The organism is Streptomyces sp. NPDC044061, assembly GCF_056434305.1.
This window is the reverse complement of the sequence record NZ_JBWKFL010000021.1, coordinates 90,348-109,944: the sequence shown is the minus strand read 5'-3', so window position 1 is coordinate 109,944 and position 19,597 is coordinate 90,348. Positions and strand designations below refer to the sequence as shown.

Genomic DNA, 19,597 nt, shown 5'->3' with positions numbered 1-19,597 from the left:
TACGAAGCCTGAAGCGACCCCGTACCGTGGAATTTGCTAGCGACGCTTCCCGTTAGCATGGACATCCGCACCGATCAAGGCCATTTGGGGAAGGTGTCATGACTGCAAACGTCGACGGAGTGCCCGGAAAATTCGCGACACTCGGGCTGACCTACGACGACGTGCTGCTGCTGCCGGGCGCATCCGAGGTGCTCCCCAACGCGGTCGACACCTCGTCCCGCATCTCCCGCAATGTCCGGGTGAACATCCCGCTGCTGTCGGCGGCGATGGACAAGGTGACCGAGTCCCGCATGGCTATCGCGATGGCCCGGCTGGGCGGCGTCGGCGTGCTGCATCGCAACCTCTCCGTCGAGGACCAGGTCAACCAGGTCGACCTCGTGAAGCGGTCCGAGTCCGGCATGGTCACCGACCCGATCACGGTGCACCCGGAGGCCACGCTCGCCGAGGCCGACGCACTGTGCGCCAAGTTCCGCATCAGCGGTGTCCCGGTCACCGACCCGGCCGGCAAGCTGCTGGGCATCGTGACCAACCGCGACATGGCCTTCGAGAGCGACCGCACGCGCCAGGTGCGCGAGGTCATGACCCCGATGCCGCTGGTCACCGGCAAGGTCGGCATCTCCGGGCCCGAGGCCATGGAGCTGCTGCGCAAGCACAAGATCGAGAAGCTTCCGCTGGTCGACGAAGCGGGCGTCCTCAAGGGCCTGATCACGGTCAAGGACTTCGTCAAGGCCGAGAAGTACCCCAACGCCGCCAAGGACGCCGAGGGCCGCCTGCTCGTCGGTGCCGCCGTCGGCGCCAGCCCCGAGGCACTGGAGCGCGCCCAGGCGCTGGCCGAGGCCGGTGTGGACTTCCTGGTCGTCGACACCTCGCACGGCCACAACAGCAACGCGCTCAGCTGGATGTCGAAGATCAAGTCCAGCGTGAACGTCGACGTGATCGGCGGCAACGTCGCCACCCGCGACGGCGCCCAGGCCCTCATCGACGCCGGTGTCGACGGCATCAAGGTGGGCGTCGGCCCTGGCTCGATCTGCACCACCCGCGTGGTCGCCGGCATCGGAGTCCCGCAGGTCACCGCCATCTACGAGGCCTCCCTCGCCGCTCGTGCGGCCGGTATCCCGCTGATCGGCGACGGCGGTCTGCAGTACTCCGGCGACATCGGCAAGGCGCTCGCCGCCGGTGCGGACACGGTCATGCTGGGCAGCCTCCTCGCCGGCTGCGAGGAGTCACCGGGCGAGCTGCTGTTCATCAACGGCAAGCAGTTCAAGTCGTACCGCGGCATGGGCTCGCTGGGCGCCATGCAGTCCCGCGGCCAGGGCAGGTCGTACTCGAAGGACCGCTACTTCCAGGCCGAGGTCGCGTCCGACGACAAGCTCGTGCCCGAGGGCGTCGAGGGCCAGGTGCCCTACCGCGGCCCGCTCTCCAACGTGCTGCACCAGCTCGTCGGCGGACTGCGCCAGACCATGGGCTACGTGGGCGCCGCCACCATCGAGGAGATGGAGTCCAAGGGCCGCTTCGTGCGGATCACCTCGGCGGGCCTGAAGGAGAGCCACCCGCACGACATCCAGATGACGGTCGAGGCGCCGAACTACAGCAGGAAGTGACGCACGCGCACGCGTGACGGCAGTGCAGGGGCGGCCCCGGAGCATCCGGGGCCGCCCTTGTCGTACCCGTCGGCGATACTGGAAGACGCTGCAACGCATCAGGGAAAGGCCAAGACGTGACTGAGATCGAGATCGGGCGCGGCAAGCGCGGCCGCAGGGCGTACGCCTTCGACGACATCGCCGTCGTCCCCAGCCGCCGTACGCGGGACCCGAAGGAGGTCTCGATCGCCTGGCAGATCGACGCCTACCGCTTCGAGCTGCCCTTCCTGGCCGCCCCCATGGACTCGGTCGTCTCCCCGGCCACCGCGATCCGCATCGGCGAGCTGGGCGGCCTGGGTGTCCTCAACCTCGAGGGGCTGTGGACGCGGCACGAGGACCCGCAGCCGCTGCTCGACGAGATCGCCGAGCTGCCCGCCGAGCAGGCGACCCGCCGCCTCCAGGAGATCTATGCGGCACCCATCAAGGAAGAGCTGATCGGCGCCCGCATCAAGGAGGTGCGCGACTCCGGCGTGGTCACGGCGGCCGCGCTCTCCCCGCAGCGCACCGCCCAGTTCTCCAAGGCGGTCGTGGACGCGGGCGTGGACATCTTCGTCATCCGTGGCACGACGGTCTCGGCGGAGCACGTCTCCCACTCGAGCGAGCCGCTGAACCTGAAGCAGTTCATCTACGAGCTGGACGTCCCGGTGATCGTCGGTGGCTGCGCCACCTACACCGCCGCCCTGCACCTGATGCGCACCGGCGCGGCCGGCGTCCTGGTGGGCTTCGGCGGCGGCGCCGCGCACACCACGCGCAACGTGCTCGGCATCCAGGTCCCGATGGCCACCGCGGTCGCCGACGTGGCCGCGGCCCGCCGTGACTACATGGACGAGTCCGGCGGCCGGTACGTGCACGTGATCGCGGACGGCGGTGTCGGCTGGTCCGGCGACCTCCCGAAGGCGATCGCCTGCGGTGCCGACTCGGTGATGATGGGCTCCCCGCTGGCGCGCGCCACGGACGCACCCGGCAAGGGCCACCACTGGGGCATGGAGGCGGTCAACGAGGAGCTGCCGCGCGGCAAGAAGGTCGACCTGGGCACGGTCGGCACGATCGAGGAGATCCTCACGGGTCCCTCGCACACGCCGGACGGCTCCATGAACTTCTTCGGCGCCCTGCGCCGCGCCATGGCCACGACCGGCTACAGCGAGCTGAAGGAGTTCCAGCGGGTCGAGGTCACGGTGGCGGACTCGCAGCATCGGCGGTAGCCCGTAACCAACGTGGGGGGCCGGTCACCTGGTGGGGTGACCGGCCCCTTTCGCATGCCTGGGTGGGTCTGGGGGCGCGTGGGATGGTGCGGGGGCGTGCGGTTGTCTTCGGGGGAGACACGGCCCGGTCGACGGGCCTGAGGGGGATGACGTCCGTCTCGGCGCTCCGTTCTTGGGGGCGCCCCCTTCCAAGGAACACGGCCCGGACCTTGTTGCCCGGGGCCGGCCCGGTTCCGATGGGCCGTCCACCGGGGCCATGGGCGGCGTCGTGGAAGGGGGGCGCCCATGGGCTACCCGAGCCACGCCCCGCGTGCCACAAGCCCCGGCCCTGTCCCACCCGCGCGCCCCCGCTCACAACCGGTGCGCCGCCCCCGTGGGCGTGGCCCCCCGCGTGTCCAGCAGCAGCTGTGCCTTCACCGAGAGCCCCTGCAGGTCGTACGTCCGGTGCTGCTGGAGCAGGATCGTCAGGTCGGCGTCGGCGGCGGCCTCGTACAGGGAGTCCGCGCGCGGGACCGGGCGGTCCAGGACGCTCCAGGCGGGTACGTACGGGTCGTGGTAGCTCACCGAGGCGCCGAACTCCATCAGCCGGACGGCGATCTCCTGGGCGGGCGTGCTCTGCAGGTCGGCGAGGTCGGGCTTGTAGGTGACGCCGAGCAGCAGCACCCGCGCCCCGCGCGCGGACTTGCCGTGCTCGTTGAGGAGGGCGGCGGCGCGCTGGACGACGTACCGGGGCATGCGGTGGTTGACCTGCTGGGCCAGCTCCACCATGCGCAGGGTGCGGGTCGCGTGGCCGGTCAGGTCGTGCGGGACGCCGTGGCCGCCGACGCCCGGACCCGGCCGGAACGCCTGGAAGCCGAAGGGCTTGGTCTCCGCGCACCGGATGACGTCCCACAGGTCGACGCCCAGCTCGTGGCACATGACGGCCATCTCGTTGACGAGCGCGATGTTGACGTGACGGTAGTTGGTCTCCAGCAGCTGCACGGTCTCCGCCTCACGCAGTCCGCGCGCGCGGACGACCTTGTCGGTGAGACGGCCGTAGAACGCGGCGGCCGACTCCGTGCAGGCGGGGGTGAGGCCGCCGATGACCTTCGGTGTGCCGGCGGGTGTGTGGTCGCGGTTGCCGGGGTCGACGCGGCTGGGCGAGTAGGCCAGGTGGAAGTCGCGGCCCGCGCGCAGACCCGAGCCCTGCTCCAGCAGCGGCCGCAGGAGCTCCTCCGTCGTCCCGGGGAGCACCGGTGACTCGAGGATGACCGTGGTGTGCGGCCGGAGGCGTTCGGCGAGGGTGCGGGCGGCCGCCTCCACCTGGCCGAGGTCGAGCCCACCGTCGGCGCCGCGCGGGGTGGGCGCGCAGATCACCGCCGTGCGCACCCGGCCGAGCTGGGCCGGGTCGGTGCCCGGACGGAAGCCCGCCGCGTGCATCCGGCGCAGCTCGGCGGGGCTGAGCGAGCCCGCCTCGGGGCCGGTGGCGTACCCGATGGTCGGGATGCCGGCGGCGACGGCGGCCTGGGCGAGCGGCAGGCCGTAGGGACCGAGTCCGATGACGGCGAGGTCTGCGGGCATGGCGTGGGCCGTCCTTCCCAGTAACGGATGCGGGACAGATGGGCAACCGCTGTGGACAGCAAGAGCGGGAGCACTGTCACACTAGGAGTAAATATGACCGTTATGTGGGATTGTGTTCGTGTGTCTTCCGGGGGTTGTGCGCATGTTGTCCACAGGTTGAAAGCCCGTGGTGGCTGAAGTCGGGCAAGCCGGTCAGAATTTGGGCATGAGGAGGGGGTGAACCGGGCTTCGCCCACCGGGTGCGGCCGACGCGAGCGAGTTCTGCGACAGCGGGAGGCAGCGGTGAGGACAGCGACTCTGGGCCCGGCACAGCGCGCCGAGGCACTGGCGGCGATGGCGGAGCGCGAGCTGGACATCCTGGTGGTCGGCGGCGGAGTGGTCGGCGCCGGTACCGCGCTGGACGCCGTCACCCGTGGCCTGTCCACCGGGCTGGTCGAGGCCCGCGACTGGGCCTCCGGCACCTCCAGCAGGTCCAGCAAGCTCGTCCACGGAGGCCTGCGCTATCTCGAGATGCTCGACTTCGCCCTGGTCCGCGAGGCCCTGAAGGAGCGCGGGCTGCTCCTGGAGCGGCTCGCCCCGCACCTGGTCAAACCGGTGCCGTTCCTCTACCCGCTCCAGCACAAGGGCTGGGAGCGCCTGTACGCGGGCTCGGGCGTGGCCCTGTACGACGCGATGTCCATGGCCCGCGGGCACGGCCGGGGCCTTCCCATACATCGCCACCTGACCAGGCGTCACGCCCTGCGGGTGGCCCCCTGCCTGAAGAAGGACGCCCTCGTCGGCGCCCTGCAGTACTACGACGCGCAGATGGACGACGCCCGGTTCGTGGCGACCCTGGTGCGCACGGCGGTGTCGTACGGCGCGCAGGCCGCCAACCGCGCCCGCGTGACCGGGTTCCTGCGCGAGGGCGAGCGCGTGGTCGGCGCCCGGGTGCAGGACGTGGAGGGCGGCGGGGAGTACGAGATCCGCGCCAAGCAGATCGTCAACGCCACCGGTGTGTGGACCGACGACACGCAGGGCATGGTGGGGGAGCGCGGCCAGTTTCACGTCCGCGCCTCCAAGGGCATCCACCTGGTCGTGCCGAAGGACCGCATCCACTCCACCACCGGTCTGATCCTGCGCACCGAGAAGTCGGTCCTGTTCGTCATCCCCTGGGGCCGGCACTGGATCGTCGGCACCACCGACACCGGCTGGGACCTCGACAAGGCCCACCCGGCCGCCTCCAGCGCCGACATCGACTACCTGCTGGAGCACGTCAACTCGGTGCTCGCCGTCCCGCTCGGCCGCGACGACGTGCAGGGCGTCTACGCGGGCCTGCGCCCGCTGCTGGCCGGCGAGTCCGACGCCACCAGCAAACTGTCCCGCGAGCACACCGTGGCGCATCCGGCGCCGGGTCTGGTGGTGGTGGCGGGCGGCAAGTACACGACGTACCGGGTGATGGCGAAGGACGCGGTCGACGAGGCGGTGCACGGGCTCGACATGCGCGTCGCCGACTGTGTCACCGAGGAGATCCCGCTGATCGGCGCGGAGGGCTACCGGGCGATGTGGAACGCCCGGGCGCGGATCGCCGCCCGCACCGGACTGCACGTGGTCCGGGTCGAGCATCTGCTGAACCGGTACGGCTCGATGGCCGAGGAGATCCTGGGCCTCATCGCCGCCGACCCCGGCCTGGGCGAGCCGCTGCAGGCCGCCGACGACTATCTGCGCGCCGAGGTCGTGTACGCCGCCTCGCACGAGGGCGCCCGGCATCTGGACGACGTGCTCACCCGCCGCACCCGCATCTCCATCGAGACCTTCGACCGGGGCACCCGCAGCGCCCGGGAGGCCGCCGAGCTGATGGCGCCCGTACTCGGCTGGGACAAGGACCAGATCGAGCGCGAGGTGGAGCACTACGAGAAGCGGGTCGAGGCGGAGCGGGAGTCCCAGCTCCAGCCGGACGACCAGACGGCGGACGCGGCGCGGCTGGGGGCGCCGGACATCGTGCCGCTCCAGTGAGGTTCCCGGCGCGATCGGCCGATATCACCCGAACGAGTGGCCGCAGGCGGGGATCTCCGCTCGGATCCCGCACGTTCTACCTGGTGCGAGGGCAGAACTCGGCGGCGAGCAGCCGGGATTCCAGTCCGGGATCTGCCATCGCCGTCGTGTTCACGCGGAACGTGAGGACATGCCGGCCTCCCCTCGTGGCAGCACTCCGCACATAGCTGCCGGAGATGCGGCCGTTGTGCCCCCACACCGTGATGCCGCACGGGAGCTTTGCCGGAAAGATCCCCAAGCCGTACGAGCCGTGTGCGGCACGGGTGTTGAGCATCTCGCGCAGCCGGCGCGGGGGCAGCAGCTCGCCGCCCAGCAGGGCCGCGTAGAAGCGGTCCAGGTCGTCGAGCGTGGTCACAAGCTCACCCGCCGCGCCGGCCACGCGCGGGTCGAGTTCGGTGACGTCGGAGCCGTCGGCGGCGTAGGCGCGGCCGTGCGGCGGGGGAAGAGAGCTGCGTGACCCGGGAAGGGAGGTGCCCGTGAGACCCAGCGGAGCGATGATCCGGCGCCGGATTTCGGTGGCGTACGAGTGGCCGGTGACCTGACGGACGACCATGCCGAGCAGAATGTACTCGGTGTTGGAGTAGGAGTAGCGGCCCGGTCGGGCCGGAGGGAGGGCGAGAGCGATGCGTACGGCCTGAAGCGGGGTCAGGGGGACGGTCCCGTGGGTGGTCCGGGTGAAATCGGCGAGCCCGCCGGTGTGGGTGAGCAGGGCGCGCAGGGTGATGTGCCGACCGTCGGTGCCGGCTCCGCGGAGCAGCCCCGGCAGGTGCCGCTCGACGGTGTCGGACAGTGACAGCCGGTGTTCCGCGGCCAGTTGCAGCACGACCGTCGCGACGAAGGTCTTGGTGATGCTGCCGGCGCGGAAGTGGTCGTCCCGCGCGATGCCCTCTCCGGCGGCCGCGTAGCGCGAGCGGTTCCCGTCCCGGGCCAGCAGGGCGGCGGCCGGTGCCCTGCCCTCGGTGACCAGCAGGGGCAGGACGGCGTCCGCGGCGCGGGTCGCGGTGCCGGTGCCGGAGGCGGGGCTCGCGCCCGACGCGGTGGGTGTGAGCAGCAGGGCCAGGAACACCGGTATGGACAGGACTGTCCGAAGCGTCGGCATCCGGGCTCCTTCCTGTCCCGGCCCATCATCCCGGTAGGCGGAATGCGGGCTTTTGCCGGGGCCCTCGGTGCCCGTGCCCTCACATGCAGTCAGGGACACCCTGGGCGTTGGCCACTTGTCGAGTGAGGGACAATGGAGGCTCTGTCAGGGCGGGTTGCATGAGGGGACGCATGTCGGAGGCGGAGCGGGCGGGGACATCCCGTCAGGGGACTCGTCAGGACAAGAACGAGCGGCGTCTCCTCGCCGGGCGGTACCGGCTGGGGGACGTGCTGGGCCGCGGCGGCATGGGCACCGTGTGGCGGGCCGAGGACGAGACCCTGGGCCGGACGGTCGCCGTCAAGGAACTGCGGTTCCCGTCGAACATCGACGAGGAGGAGAAGCGGCGCCTGATCACGCGCACCCTGCGCGAGGCCAAGGCGATCGCCCGGATCCGCAACAACAGCGCGGTGACGGTCTTCGACGTGGTCGACGAGGACGACCGGCCCTGGATCGTCATGGAGCTGGTCGAGGGCAAGTCCCTCGCCGAGGTCATCCGCGAGGACGGCCTGCTGGAGCCCAAGCGGGCGGCCGAGGTCGGCCTCGCCGTCCTCGACGTGCTGCGCTCCGCGCACCGCGAGGGCATCCTGCACCGTGACGTGAAGCCGTCCAACGTGCTCATCGCCGAGGACGGCCGGGTCGTGCTCACCGACTTCGGCATCGCGCAGGTCGAGGGCGATCCGTCCATCACCTCCACCGGCATGCTCGTCGGCGCCCCCTCCTACATCTCCCCGGAGCGCGCCCGCGGGCACAAGCCGGGTCCCGCGGCCGACCTGTGGTCGCTGGGCGGCCTGCTGTACGCGGCGGTCGAGGGCTTGCCGCCGTACGACAAGGGCTCGGCGATCGCCACGCTGACCGCGGTGATGACCGAGCCCCTGGAGGAGCCCAAGAACGCGGGGCCGCTGCGGGACGTCATCTACGGCCTGCTCACCAAGGACCCGGCTCAGCGGCTCGACGACGCCGGCGCCCGGGCCATGCTCGGCCGGGTGATCCACGCACCCGAACCCGAGCCCATGGACGCCACGCGGGTGGTACCGCTGCCCGCACAGCCCGACGGGTCCGAGGCCAAGCGGGGCGAGGAGGCCGGGGAGAAGCTGCGCGGGGCGCTGCGCTCGGTCCGCAAGGCGGCCGGGGCGGCCGGCGCCGCCGCGGCCGCACGGGGGAAGAGCGGCGGCGGCACGGCGGCTGAGGGGAGCGGCGGCGGGCCGGCCGCGGAGAGCGGTTCGGGCTCCGGCGGCGTGACGGGCGCCGGGGCCACCGGAAAGCCGGCCGTTCCGGCGCAGGGCTCCGCGGCCACGCAGAACTCCGGTTCGGGCAAGCCGAGTTCCGGGTGGCCCGTGATGCCGCCGCCGGACCTGGACCTGGCGCCGCGGCCGGTGCCCAGAGCGCCGCTCACCGACGTGGTGCCCAGGCGCACGCTGGTGATCATCGCGGTGGTGGTCGTCCTCGCGGTGATCGGCACCGTCCTGGCGGTCGTGTTCGGCGGGGACGACGGCGGCCACAAGAACGGCAGCGGTGCCAAGGCCGCGGCCAGCGCCCAAGCCTCCACCAAGCAGGACAAGAGCCGGGGGGCCAAGGGAAGCACGGGCGGCAAGGGCGACACAGGCGCCCGGACGGACGGGGACACCTCGGCGTCCGACGGCACGGACTCGGCGTCGGACGCCGCGGCGAGCGCGAACGCGTCCGACAGCGACGACTCCGGCTCGTCCGGCTCGAAGAGCCGCGGGGGCGCGCCCGTGGAGTCGACCCACAAGGGCGGCCAGGGGTACTCGATCGGGCTGCCCAAGGGGTGGCGGTACCAGTCCACCGGGGCGGCCGGAGACCGTTACACGGGCCCCGACGGGCAGAAGCTGCTCGTCGCCTGGACCAGCACGCCCAAGGGCGACCCGGTGGCGGACTGGAAGAACCAGGAGCGCTACATGGTGCGCGCCCAGTACCGGAAGATCCGCATCGCGCAGGTGGACTACCGCGGATGGAACACCGCCGACTGGGAGTTCACCTACGTCGACAACGGCACCAAGTACCGCACGATCGACCGGGGTTTCGTGGTCAACGGCCATCTCGGTTACGCGTTGATGTACACCGCGAAGGCCGCGAAGTGGGGCAGCGGGCTGCGCAAGGCCACCTGGAAGACGCTGACGACGTCCTTCGAGCCCAAGTCGTGATGTGACCGAGCCCGGTTCGGAGCCGTGAGAATCCGTCATCCCCTCAATGCGGGTTGCCTCCGGCACGTATCGTGAATGGTTGCGGACCGTACGCAGCCGGATGTGGATGCGGAACGGGCCGTAAGGGAACGGATGTGAACGACCAGGGGCCGGGGGAGGCAACGTGGACGACTATGCGGGCCGGGTGCTCGCCGACCGCTACCGCCTGCCGCTGCCGCCCTCCGACGAGTACGAACTGACCGAGACCCGCGCCTTCGACACCTACAGCGGTCAGGAGGTGCTGGTCCGTCAGGTGCCGTTGCCGGAGGTCGTCGAGGCCGAGGTGCTCGACGCGGAAGGGCTGCCCGAGGGGTTCACGGCCCGTGAGCGCGGCGCCCGCCGCACCCCGGCGGCCCGGACCGCCACCCGGCGCCCCTCGGATCCGGCCGTGCGGCGCGCCGTCGAGGCAGCGCAGGCGGCGGCCCGCATCCCCGACCATCCGCGCCTGGACCAGGTCTTCGACGTGTTCGCCGAGGGCGGTTCGCTGTGGATCGTCAGCGAGTGGGTGGCCGCGCGCCCGCTGTCCGCGCTGCTGGCCGAGCAGCCGCTGACGGCGTACCGGGCGGCCGAGGTCGCCTCCGACGTCCTCATGGCGCTGCGCGTGCTGCACGCCCATGGCTGGGTGCACCGCAACATCACCACCCGCACGGTCCTCGTCTGTGACGACGGCCGGGTGATGCTGACCGGCCTCGCGGTCGGCGCGGCGGAGGAGGCGCTGTGCGGATACGACCCGGTGCCGGTCCAGGAGGGCCAAGGGGGCCAGGAGGGCCAGGAGGGCTTCGAGGGCGAGGAGGGCCGGGAAGGGCCGATGGGGTTCGTCGGGCCCGGCGGCGCGGCCGGTGACGTCCCGGGAGGCCAGGGCTTCGGCGGTCCCGGCGGGCATGGCGCCGCTCCGGGCGCCGGTCGGCTCGCCCCGGCGGGATCCGGCGCCTCCCCCGACGTGGACCCGGAGGCCGCGCGGCGGGCCGCGATCCAGGCGCGCGCGGCCGGCGGGCTGCCGGTGCCGGGCGCGAACGGGGTTTCCGCCGGGGCCGCGGTTGCGGGACCGTCCGGGCGAAGCGCCCTGGACAGCGGGGACGACATCCGTGCCGCGCGGGCCGGAGCCATCGCCGCCTACCGCGCCGGAGCCCGGGCCGCCGCCCGGGTGCAGGAGGCCCAGCGCAGTGGCCGCCCCGCGCTGCCCGGAGCCCGTACCCCCGCCGAGCAGGACGCCGGGGCCGACGGCACGGCGCAGCCGCCGTACTCCTCCGGCCCGGCCGCCACGCCGCCCGGCCGGATCGCCGACCCCTACGGGGTGCAAGGCGCCCCGTGGCACGGTGCCTCACCGCGCACCGGAGCCGGTGACACCGCGACCGCACCGGGCACCGAGCGGCAGCGACTGGGGCTGCCCGCGGGTGCGTTCGGCCCGGGCGAGGCGTCCGGCCGGCTGCCGGTACCCGGACAGGCGTCCGCCGGCCGTCCGGGCGGTTCCGGGCCCGGCGCGCCCGCTCCCGGCCAGGCCCCCGCCCTCCACGCTTCCGCGGCCACCGCCTCCCGCTGGGACGATCCGGGTGCCGCGGTGCGCCGTGGTCCCGGCACCGCGCTCGCCGCCGAGCGGGCGCGGCAGGTGCGGATGACCGTCGTGGGGCCGGTGACCGAGCGGTGGGCGCCGGAGCAGGCCGGGCCCGTGCACGAGAACTGGCAGCTGGCGGCGCCGATCGGGCCGGCCACGGACCTGTGGGCCCTCGGCGCGCTGCTCTTCCGGGCCGTCCAGGGCCACGCGCCCTACCCCGAGGAGTCCACGGCCGAGCTGGTGCAGCTGGTGTGCGCGGAGCCGCCCGCCTTCGCCGAGGAGTGCGGGCCGTTGCGCCCGGTCGTGGAGTCGCTGCTGCGCCAGGACCCCACCGACCGGCTGGACTTCGAGGAGCTGAGCGGCTGGCTGCGCTCGCTGGTGCGCTCCGCGCCCGAACCGGACGCCGGCGCCCATGTGATTCCCGTGCCGCCCGCCGACCCGAGCCGTCTGCCGATCGTCCGGCGCCGCGGCGAGCTGGTGCGGCGGCGGCGCGCCGCGGTGCCGGCGACCCATCCGCACGGCCGGCACAAGAGGGCCCGGGAGGAGGCCCGCTCCCCGCGCAGCCTCGGCCGGACGCTGCTCCTGCTGATCCTGCTCCTGCTGGCGGGCGCGGTGGCGTACGCCATGCTGTTCATGCCGAAGCAGGGGGAGAGCGGCGCGGCGGGCAGCGAGCGCACCGGCAGCGCGGGGCAGGCGAGCCCCGAGCCCTCCCACACCCAACAGCCGTCCGCCGGCCAGTCGTCGGGCGGCAGCCCCTCCGAGTCCGCGCCCGCCACCGAGACACAGACCGGCGGCGACCCCACGGTCGCCGACGGGTTCACCCTGCGCACGGATCCGGACGGTTTCCGGATCGCCGTCGCCAAGGGCTGGGACCGCACGCCCAGGAACGGCAGCGGCCAGGTGGTCTACTCGCACGGCAACTTCGAGCTGCTCGTCGTGCCCGGCCGGGACGGCACCACGTCCTACGGCAGCGATCCGATGGTCTACCAGCGGGACAAGGAGCGCGAACTCCAGCCGTACCGGAACTCCAGCTGGGCCACGGCCACCGGTCTGCGCACCATCACGGTGGGCGGACGGACCATGGCCGAGGGGCAGTTCACCTGGACCGACGGGCAGGGACGCGACCTGTACGTGCGCAACATGGCGATCCTGCTGAACGGCCGCTACCACATCGTCCAGGTCCGCGGTCCGGAGGCCGAGCGGGACGAGGTGACGCGGCTGTACGAGCAGGCGACCGCGACGTACCGCTACACGAGGTGAGCGCCCCGTATACCGGCTGGGAGAACCCGGGTTGGGCGCCGGTTCGCGTGCCGGGGCGACAACCGTCACAGGACTGTCACCTTGGTACCCCGCTTGTTCCCAGAGGGCAGGCCGGTCCTTAGTCTGACCCTGTCAAGAGCATTGCGGGGCAACGTGAATCAGATGCAGGGCCTGCTCATAGCGGGCCGCTACCGGCTTGCCGATTCGATCGGCAGGGGCGGCATGGGCCGGGTGTGGCGCGCCCACGACGAGGTGTTGCACCGGAAGGTCGCCGTCAAGGAGCTGACCGCGGCGCTCTACGTGTCCGACAGCGACCGGGCCGTGCTGCTCGCCCGCACCCGGGCCGAGGCCCGCGCCGCGGCGCGGATCAACCACTCCGCCGTCGTCACCGTGCACGACGTGCTCGAACACGACGGCCGCCCGTGGATCGTGATGGAGCTCGTCGAGGGCCATTCGCTGGCCGACGCGGTCAAGGAACGGGGGCGCGTCGAACCGAGCGAGGCCGCGCGCATCGGACTGTGGGTGCTGCGGGCGCTGCGTGCCGCGCACTCCGCCGGAGTCCTGCACCGGGACGTCAAGCCCGGCAACGTTCTCCTCGGACGGGACGGCCGGGTCCTGCTCACCGACTTCGGCATCGCGCAGATCGAGGGCGACACCACCATCACCCGCACCGGAGAGGTCGTCGGCTCGGTCGACTACCTCGCCCCCGAGCGGGTGCGCGGCCACGACCCGGGCTCGTCCTCCGACCTGTGGGCGCTCGGCGCCACGCTGTACACGGCGGTCGAGGGCCGTTCGCCGTTCCGCCGCACCTCGCCGCTGAGCACCATGCAGGCGGTCGTCGAGGAGGAAGCCACCGAACCGCAGTACGCCGGTCCGCTCGGGCCCGTCATCACCGCCCTGCTGCAGAAGGACCCGGCGCAACGGCCCGGCGCGGACGAGACGGAGCAGATGCTCGCCGAAGCGGCGGAGGGGCGGCGGCCGAACGCGGCGCAGGTGTACGTGCCCACGCAGCACGGGCGCTTCCAGCCGGAGGCGCAGACGGGCCCCACGCGCACCGGCGCGGAGAGGGCCACCGGAACGCCGTATCCGCCGGTGACCGGGCCGACGCGGGCCGTCGGTCCGCACGACACGGGTTCCGGGCAGCACACGCCCGTCCCGCAGGGGCAGCCGGTTCGGCCGCCCAAGCGCCGCCGGCTGCGCACGCTCGCCCTGGTGGTCGCTCTCGCCGCGATCGTCGGCGGAGGTGTCGCGGTCGTGCTGCAGCAGTTCGGCACGGACAGCGCCGGCGGCCCCGCCGCTGCATCGTCGACTCCGAACGCCAGTGCCAGTGCCAGTGCCACGCCGAGCGGCAAGGGCGGTCAGGGGGCGGTTCCCGCCGGTTGGGAGCGGCGCAACGACCCGGTGGGCTTCAGCATCTCCCTGCCCAAGGGGTGGAAGCGGTCCGTCTCCATCGACCAGGACGGCCTCCGGCAGGTCGACTACTCGCCCGACAAGGGCAAGCACCTCGTGCGGGTCGCCGTCGACACCGCGCCGGACTTCAGCACCTCGTACGAGCACATGCGCTACCTGAACCAGCGGGTCTCACGGCGGCTGCAGGACTACAAGCAGCTGAGCCTCAAGGAGGAGCTTTTCCGCGACCAGCCGGGCGTCCGCTGGGAGTACACGTGGAACGCGCTGGCCAAGGACCCGCCGCACTACTTCCCGGGGCCCTACCGTGCGATCGACGTCGGGTACATGAACAGCGACGGCACCGAGTACGCCATCTACGCGGCCTCGCCGGCCGACGACTGGGCCACCACCAGAAAGCAGTTCGACTGGATTCTGCGGGGCTTCCAGGAGGGTTGATCCGACCGTATCGGCCCATCCGAAAATCGCATGGGCCGATACGTCAACGATTCGAGGTCGATTCCGAGCGCTTCCCGTCCATTCTCAGGTGAGCGAAACTCGAGGAAATTCCCGGTGCGGTGGCTCAGGCATAGTCCGTGCAAGAACGGACTATCGTGCTCCCTTCGATGACAGCCACCTGCGCGCCGATGTAGTCGAGATCATCGCCGGTGGGCGACGCGTAAGTGCTGAAGGAATTAGTCGATCCGTTTCCGTCGTATTCGGAATGCCAGGGCCACTCCGTTACCCATCCAGTGCTGTCGTCTATGGAAACGAGTCGAATGGCCACATGGTGGCCATCGGCAGCGGTGTCCTTGACCCAACCGCTGATGTCCACATGGTTGGAAGTCCAGTTGGTGAAGGTGAGGCTCCCCGAGGCGCCGGTCACCGAGCACGCGGCTCCGCCGCTCGCCGCGCTGGCATTGGTCACTGTGGTCGCGGCGAATATCGCCACCGCCGCGATGCTCGTGACGGAAAAGCGCTTCAACATGTTTCCCATAAGGGGAATGTAAGGGTTCCATGATCCACGGGACAGCATGATTCAAGCCACCCATTTTATCCCGTATGGCGTGTATCTCTTGGTGATTTGCCATGTTTTGTATCTTTTTCAAAACAGGTCGTGGCTGAAAATGATCGCCCCTGACCGCCCGGCCCGTCCTGGTCACGCACGCCGACGAACTGGCCGAAACTCGTCGGATGACCGCGCGGGTGCAGGCGTGAGCGGCGCGTTGAGGCACCGTTCCCTCGCGGCGGCCTCGTCGCGGCGGCATACTTGGCCGATCACCGTCCCGGAAGGCGTCCGTCCGATGCGGCATGATGGGGCGCATGGGGACCGAGGGGGACGTCTTCCGTGTGATCGCGGGCCGTTACCGCCTGGAGGCGAGGATCGGGCGCGGGGGCATGGGCGTCGTGTGGCGGGCGACCGACCAGTTGCTCGGCCGGCAGGTCGCGGTGAAGGAACTGCCGCTGGACGAGACGCTGTCCGCCGAGGAGGCCCTGCGCCAGCGTGACCGTACGCTGCGCGAGGCCCGGGCGGTCGCGCAGCTGAGGCACCCGCACATCATCGTCGTGCACGACGTGGTCGAGCAGGACGAACGGCCGTACATCGTCATGGAGCTGATCGACGGAGGCTCGCTCGCCGACCGGGTCGCCCGGCAGGGCCCGGTGGCCGCCGCCGAGGCCGCGCGGATCGGCATCGACCTGCTCGGCGCGCTGCGCACCGCCCACGAGGCGGGGGTGCTGCACCGGGACGTCAAACCGGCGAACGTGCTGATCGAGTCCGGCACCGACCGGGTCGTGCTCACCGACTTCGGCATCGCGCAGGTCGCGGGCGCCACCACCCTGACCGAGACCGGCTCCTTCGTCGGCTCGCCCGAGTACACCGCACCCGAGCGGATGTCCGGCACCCGCACCGGTCCGGAGTCCGACCTGTGGTCGCTCGGCGCGCTGCTGTGCACGGTGCTCAGCGGCGAGTCGCCGTTCCGGCGCGACTCGCTCGGCGGCATCCTGCACGCCGTCGTCGCCGCCGAGATCCGGCCACCGGCGCAGGCCGAGCCGCTGCTGCCGGTCGTACGGGGCCTGCTGGAGCGCGATCCGGACCGGCGGCTGGGCCCGACGGAGGCGGAGCCGATGCTGCGGACGTTCCTGGAGACGGGCCGCACCCCGGCCGCACCGGGCAGCCGCGGCACACCCGGCACGGTCCGTACGCCCGGGACCGGGGACGCCGCCGGCCGAACCCCCGTGGCCCCCTACACGCCGACCGAGCACGACGTGCCGCGCGACGCCGTCGCCCCGCCGGCGCCCGCCGCCGAACAGCCCCCGCCCGTCGGCCGGTCCGCGCGCGGAGTGCTGGTCGCCGCGCTGCTCGTGGCCGCGGTGGCCGGGGCGGGCGTGTCGGCGGTGGCGCTGCTGCTGAACCAGGACCGGGACGGGGGCGGCGGCACCCCGGGCGGCACGGCGACCAGCCCGGCGACACCGACGGGCGCCTCCCCGTCCACCGGGGCCTCGCCGTCCCCGACGGTCACCACGAGCAGCGCACCCGCGGCCTCCCACACCCACACCGCGCCCTCCGGCTACCGCACCGCACGGGACCCGGCCGGCTTCTCCCTCGCCGTGCCCCAGGACTTCACCCGGGACCGGCAGGGCGAACGGGTCTTCTACCTCTCCCCGGGGCAGACCTTCCGCCTCGGCGTCAAGGTCACCGCGCCCGGAACGGGCGGCCCCGCGGCGGTGATGGGCCGGGCGGCGGCCGACGGGCCCCGCACCAACCCCGGTTACCACGACGGCAGGGTCACCGAGACCACGCACGCCGGACACCCCGCCGCGCTCTGGGAGTTCAGCTGGAACGGCTTCAGCGCCGCCGAGGGTCCGCGCCACACCTACGACCTGTGCTGGGAGGAGGGCGGACGGATGTACGACGTGTGGGTGTCCGCTCCGGTCGGCAAGGTCCGCGAGGCCCGGGAGTACTTCGACGTGGCCGTGGACACCTTCTCGGTCACGGCTCTGTGACCGGTTCGCCTTCCCTGTGGATCCGGACGCTCGTGGCGCGATATGGATGACTCATGAGCAGTGACGGGGGAGCCGGTCGCACGGCCGACGACACGACGAGCTTTGTACTGCAACCGCCGAACCCGCAGCCGGGACCTGGGCCGGAGCCGGGACCCCATGCGGTGCCCGCACAGCCCGCCCCGGCCCAGGACCCGGGCGCCGGGCGGCTGATCGCCGGGCGCTACCGGCTGCTCGCCAAGCTCGGCCATGGCGGGATGGGCACCGTCTGGCGGGCCAAGGACGAGATGGTGGACCGCGAGGTCGCCGTCAAGGAACCCCGGGTACCGGACCACCTTCCCGAACGTGAACGCGCCAACGCCTACGAGCGCATGCGCCGTGAGGCGCGCGCGGCGGCGCGGCTCGACCACCCCGCGGTGGTCGACGTGTACGACGTCGCGGTGGTGGACGGCCGGCCGTGGATCGTGATGGAGCTGGTGCGCGGACGCTCGCTGGGCAGCGCGCTCCAGGAGGGCACGCTGGACGCGCGCGAGGCGGCCCGGATCGGCCTGCAGGTGCTCGGCGCGCTGGAGGCGGCGCACGCGGCGGGCGTCCTGCACCGGGACGTGAAACCGGACAACGTGCTGCTGGGGCGGTACGACCGGGTCGTTCTCACCGACTTCGGCATCGCGCAGATCGAGGGCGAGACGAACCTGACCGACACCGGTGGCTTCGTCGGGTCGCCCGAGTACATCGCGCCGGAGCGGGTGCTGGGGCAGCGGCCCGGCCCGGCCAGCGACCTGTGGTCCCTTGGCGTGGTCCTCTACACGGCCACCGAGGGCGTCTCCCCGTTCCGCCGCAGCAACACCCCGGCCACCCTCCAGTCCGTGCTCAACGCCACCCCGGCCGCGCCCGCCGCCGCACACGGCCCGCTGGCCGAGGCCGTCAACAGCCTGCTTCGGAAAGACCCCGCCCACCGCCCGCCGGCGGCCCGGGTCCGTGCCCTGCTGGAGACGGCCGCCAACCCCCCGGCGCCGGAGCCCACCCGGACCGTGCCGGTCACCGAGCCCGCCACCCGCTCCCCGGGCCCGGGCCGCAAGACCTGGCTGGGGATCGGCGCCGCCGTGGTCGCGGCCGCGGTGGCCGGCTACCTGGTCCTCGCCGACCCCTTCGCCGGTCCGCTGCCCGACGGCTGGACGAAACGGGCTGACCCCGCACTGGGCGCCAGCCTCGCCGTCCCCGCGGCCTACCAGGTCGGCCACCCGGACAAGGACGCCTCCGACAAGAGCTGGGTGTCGTACACGGACTGGAGTGGCGGCATCTGGATCGTCCTGGACCTGACCAGGAAGTCGGAGGACTCCCTGAACGAGATCCAGAGCAACGCGGTGGCCCAGATGCACGCCGACGACGAGAAGTTCAAGAAGGACGGGGAGTACACCCTCAACATGCCCAAGGGGGCGCGGACGGAGCCCGACGACGACGCCACGTACCGCGGCAGGAAGGCCGCTCTCAACACCGTCAGCTACACCACCGACGACTCCGAGAACCCGCGCCCCCGCCAGCTGCAGATCTTCTACTACCGGACCAGGGCCGGCGACCTGTACAAACTCACGATCGGCTACCCGGGCAAGGGTGACTTCACGGCCCGGGGCCAGGAGGTGGCGAAGACGGCCGTCGCCAACCTGGACATCACGAAACCCTGAGGGCGGGCCGGTCGCCGCGGGCCCGCTCCCGGTACCTGCCCGGGGTGGTCCCGAACTCCCGGCTGAAGGCGTGCGAGAGGGCGTACGGGCTGCCGTAGCCGGCCTCCCGGGCGACCGTCGCCAGGGGCACGTCGGAGTCCCGCAGCCGGGTCGCGGCCAGGGTCAGCCGCCACCAGGTCAGGTACGCCATCGGCGGGCGGCCGACCAGTGAGGTGAAGCGGCGGGCCAGGGTGGCGCGGGAGACGCCCGCCTCGGTGGCCAGCCGGCCGGCCGTCCACCGGGCCGCCGGATCGGAGTGCAGGGCGCGCAGCGCGGCCGTCGTCACCGGGTCGTGCAGCACCGCCGGCCAGGCGCCCGTCTCCGCCCGGGCCATCCAGGCGCGGACCATGTAGACCAGCAGCAGGTCCAGCAGGCTCGGCAGGGCCAGGCAGGCACCCGGACGGCGTTCGTCCAGCTCGCGGGCCAACAGGTCTACGGCCGTGCGCAGTTCCGGCTGGTCGCCGACGCGGTGGGGCAGGTGCACCACCTGCGGCAGCTCCGCCATCAGCGGGTGCGTACGGCTGCGGTCCAGGCGGTACTTGCCGCACAGCAGCTCGACCTCGGGACCGGACCCCGGAAGCCGTACGTCCGTGTCCCGCACCTCCTCGAACGGCAGCGCCCGCCGAGCGTCGGCGGGCCCCGCGGCCCGGTCCGCCAGCACGTGCCCCGCCCCGTGCGGCAGCAGCACCACGTCCCCCGGGCCCAGGGCCACCGGCTCGCCGCCGTCGTCCGGCAGGAGCCGGCACGAGCCGCTCAGGACGACGTGGAAGCCCGCCCCCTCGTACGGGGGCAGCCGCACGCACCAGCTGCCGCTCACCCGGAGCCGGTTCGACGAGGGCTCGCCCACCCGGACCGCGGAGATCGCGTCGCTCACCACATCCATGAGACGCAAGCGTATTCCAT

At 72.5% G+C, this 19,597-nt stretch carries 12 protein-coding genes; 8 read left to right on the top strand and 4 right to left on the bottom strand.

Going from position 1 to position 19,597, the window contains the following annotated elements:
- Window positions 1–98 precede the first annotated feature (98 nt).
- Both guaB and AC07CM_RS31030 read left to right on the top strand, forming a co-directional pair.
- Window positions 99–1,601, top strand: coding sequence for an IMP dehydrogenase (gene guaB, locus AC07CM_RS31035; protein ID WP_478879782.1), 1,503 nt, complete (start codon window positions 99–101; stop codon window positions 1,599–1,601).
- A 116-nt stretch (window positions 1,602–1,717) separates the two neighbouring features.
- Window positions 1,718–2,842 carry a GuaB3 family IMP dehydrogenase-related protein gene (locus AC07CM_RS31030; protein WP_478879781.1) on the top strand — a complete coding sequence of 375 codons (1,125 nt, stop codon included), beginning with the start codon at window positions 1,718–1,720 and terminating at the stop codon, window positions 2,840–2,842.
- A gap of 351 nt (window positions 2,843–3,193) precedes the next feature.
- Here the strand turns inward: AC07CM_RS31030 and AC07CM_RS31025 are convergent, their stop codons facing one another.
- A complete protein-coding gene (locus AC07CM_RS31025) occupies window positions 3,194–4,402 on the bottom strand; it encodes a nucleotide sugar dehydrogenase (protein ID WP_478879780.1) in 1,209 nt (402 codons plus the stop codon).
- Between the two features lie 282 nt (window positions 4,403–4,684).
- On the opposite strand from AC07CM_RS31025, the gene AC07CM_RS31020 reads away from it, so the two are divergent.
- Window positions 4,685–6,394 (top strand): glycerol-3-phosphate dehydrogenase/oxidase, encoded by a 1,710-nt coding sequence (locus AC07CM_RS31020; protein ID WP_478879779.1) that lies wholly within the window; start codon window positions 4,685–4,687, stop codon window positions 6,392–6,394.
- A 76-nt stretch (window positions 6,395–6,470) separates the two neighbouring features.
- Here AC07CM_RS31020 and AC07CM_RS31015 read toward each other — a convergent pair whose 3' ends face one another.
- Window positions 6,471–7,532: a serine hydrolase domain-containing protein gene (locus AC07CM_RS31015; protein ID WP_478879778.1), complete on the bottom strand. Its 1,062-nt coding sequence runs from the start codon at window positions 7,530–7,532 to the stop codon at window positions 6,471–6,473.
- Window positions 7,533–7,702: 170 nt separating this feature from the next.
- Here AC07CM_RS31015 and AC07CM_RS31010 point away from each other — a divergent pair, with 170 nt between their 5' ends.
- The 3 genes from AC07CM_RS31010 to AC07CM_RS31000 all read left to right on the top strand — a co-directional run bounded on the left by AC07CM_RS31010 (window position 7,703) and on the right by AC07CM_RS31000 (window position 14,429).
- A complete protein-coding gene (locus AC07CM_RS31010; protein ID WP_478879777.1) occupies window positions 7,703–9,733 on the top strand; it encodes a serine/threonine-protein kinase in 2,031 nt (676 codons plus the stop codon).
- A 163-nt stretch (window positions 9,734–9,896) separates the two neighbouring features.
- Window positions 9,897–12,584 (top strand): protein kinase, encoded by a 2,688-nt coding sequence (locus AC07CM_RS31005; protein WP_478879776.1) that lies wholly within the window; start codon window positions 9,897–9,899, stop codon window positions 12,582–12,584.
- Between the two features lie 162 nt (window positions 12,585–12,746).
- Complete coding sequence (locus AC07CM_RS31000) at window positions 12,747–14,429, top strand: serine/threonine-protein kinase (RefSeq protein ID WP_478879775.1); 1,683 nt, start codon at window positions 12,747–12,749, stop codon at window positions 14,427–14,429.
- 124 nt (window positions 14,430–14,553) lie between these two features.
- Here the strand turns inward: AC07CM_RS31000 and AC07CM_RS30995 are convergent, their stop codons facing one another.
- The gene (locus AC07CM_RS30995; RefSeq protein ID WP_478879774.1) at window positions 14,554–14,967 is read right to left on the bottom strand and encodes a hypothetical protein; all 414 of its coding nucleotides are present in this window, start codon (window positions 14,965–14,967) and stop codon (window positions 14,554–14,556) included.
- A 326-nt stretch (window positions 14,968–15,293) separates the two neighbouring features.
- Between AC07CM_RS30995 and AC07CM_RS30990 the strand changes: the two genes are divergently transcribed.
- Together AC07CM_RS30990 and AC07CM_RS30985 are read left to right on the top strand one after the other, a co-directional pair.
- Window positions 15,294–16,976 (top strand): serine/threonine-protein kinase, encoded by a 1,683-nt coding sequence (locus AC07CM_RS30990; protein ID WP_478879773.1) that lies wholly within the window; start codon window positions 15,294–15,296, stop codon window positions 16,974–16,976.
- A 53-nt stretch (window positions 16,977–17,029) separates the two neighbouring features.
- Window positions 17,030–18,655, top strand: a complete 1,626-nt coding sequence (locus AC07CM_RS30985; RefSeq protein ID WP_478879772.1) for a serine/threonine-protein kinase — start codon at window positions 17,030–17,032, stop codon at window positions 18,653–18,655.
- Here AC07CM_RS30985 and AC07CM_RS30980 read toward each other — a convergent pair.
- Complete coding sequence (locus tag AC07CM_RS30980) at window positions 18,642–19,577, bottom strand: AraC family transcriptional regulator (protein WP_478879771.1); 936 nt, start codon at window positions 19,575–19,577, stop codon at window positions 18,642–18,644. The genes AC07CM_RS30985 and AC07CM_RS30980 overlap by 14 nt on opposite strands.
- Window positions 19,578–19,597: the final 20 nt, after the last annotated feature.

What these genes read in the sequence shown, in the direction of transcription:
- guaB (WP_478879782.1), top strand. Translation starts at nt 99, where the DNA reads ATGACTGCAAACGTCGACGGAGTGCCCGGAAAATTCGCGACACTCGGG.
- AC07CM_RS31025 (WP_478879780.1), bottom strand. Translation starts at nt 4,402, where the DNA reads ATGCCCGCAGACCTCGCCGTCATCGGACTCGGTCCCTACGGCCTGCCG.
- AC07CM_RS31015 (WP_478879778.1), bottom strand. Translation starts at nt 7,532, where the DNA reads ATGCCGACGCTTCGGACAGTCCTGTCCATACCGGTGTTCCTGGCCCTG.
- AC07CM_RS31010 (WP_478879777.1), top strand. Translation starts at nt 7,703, where the DNA reads ATGTCGGAGGCGGAGCGGGCGGGGACATCCCGTCAGGGGACTCGTCAG.
- AC07CM_RS31000 (WP_478879775.1), top strand. Translation starts at nt 12,747, where the DNA reads ATGCAGGGCCTGCTCATAGCGGGCCGCTACCGGCTTGCCGATTCGATC.
- AC07CM_RS30995 (WP_478879774.1), bottom strand. Translation starts at nt 14,967, where the DNA reads ATGGGAAACATGTTGAAGCGCTTTTCCGTCACGAGCATCGCGGCGGTG.
- AC07CM_RS30990 (WP_478879773.1), top strand. Translation starts at nt 15,294, where the DNA reads ATGGGGACCGAGGGGGACGTCTTCCGTGTGATCGCGGGCCGTTACCGC.
- AC07CM_RS30985 (WP_478879772.1), top strand. Translation starts at nt 17,030, where the DNA reads ATGAGCAGTGACGGGGGAGCCGGTCGCACGGCCGACGACACGACGAGC.
- AC07CM_RS30980 (WP_478879771.1), bottom strand. Translation starts at nt 19,577, where the DNA reads ATGGATGTGGTGAGCGACGCGATCTCCGCGGTCCGGGTGGGCGAGCCC.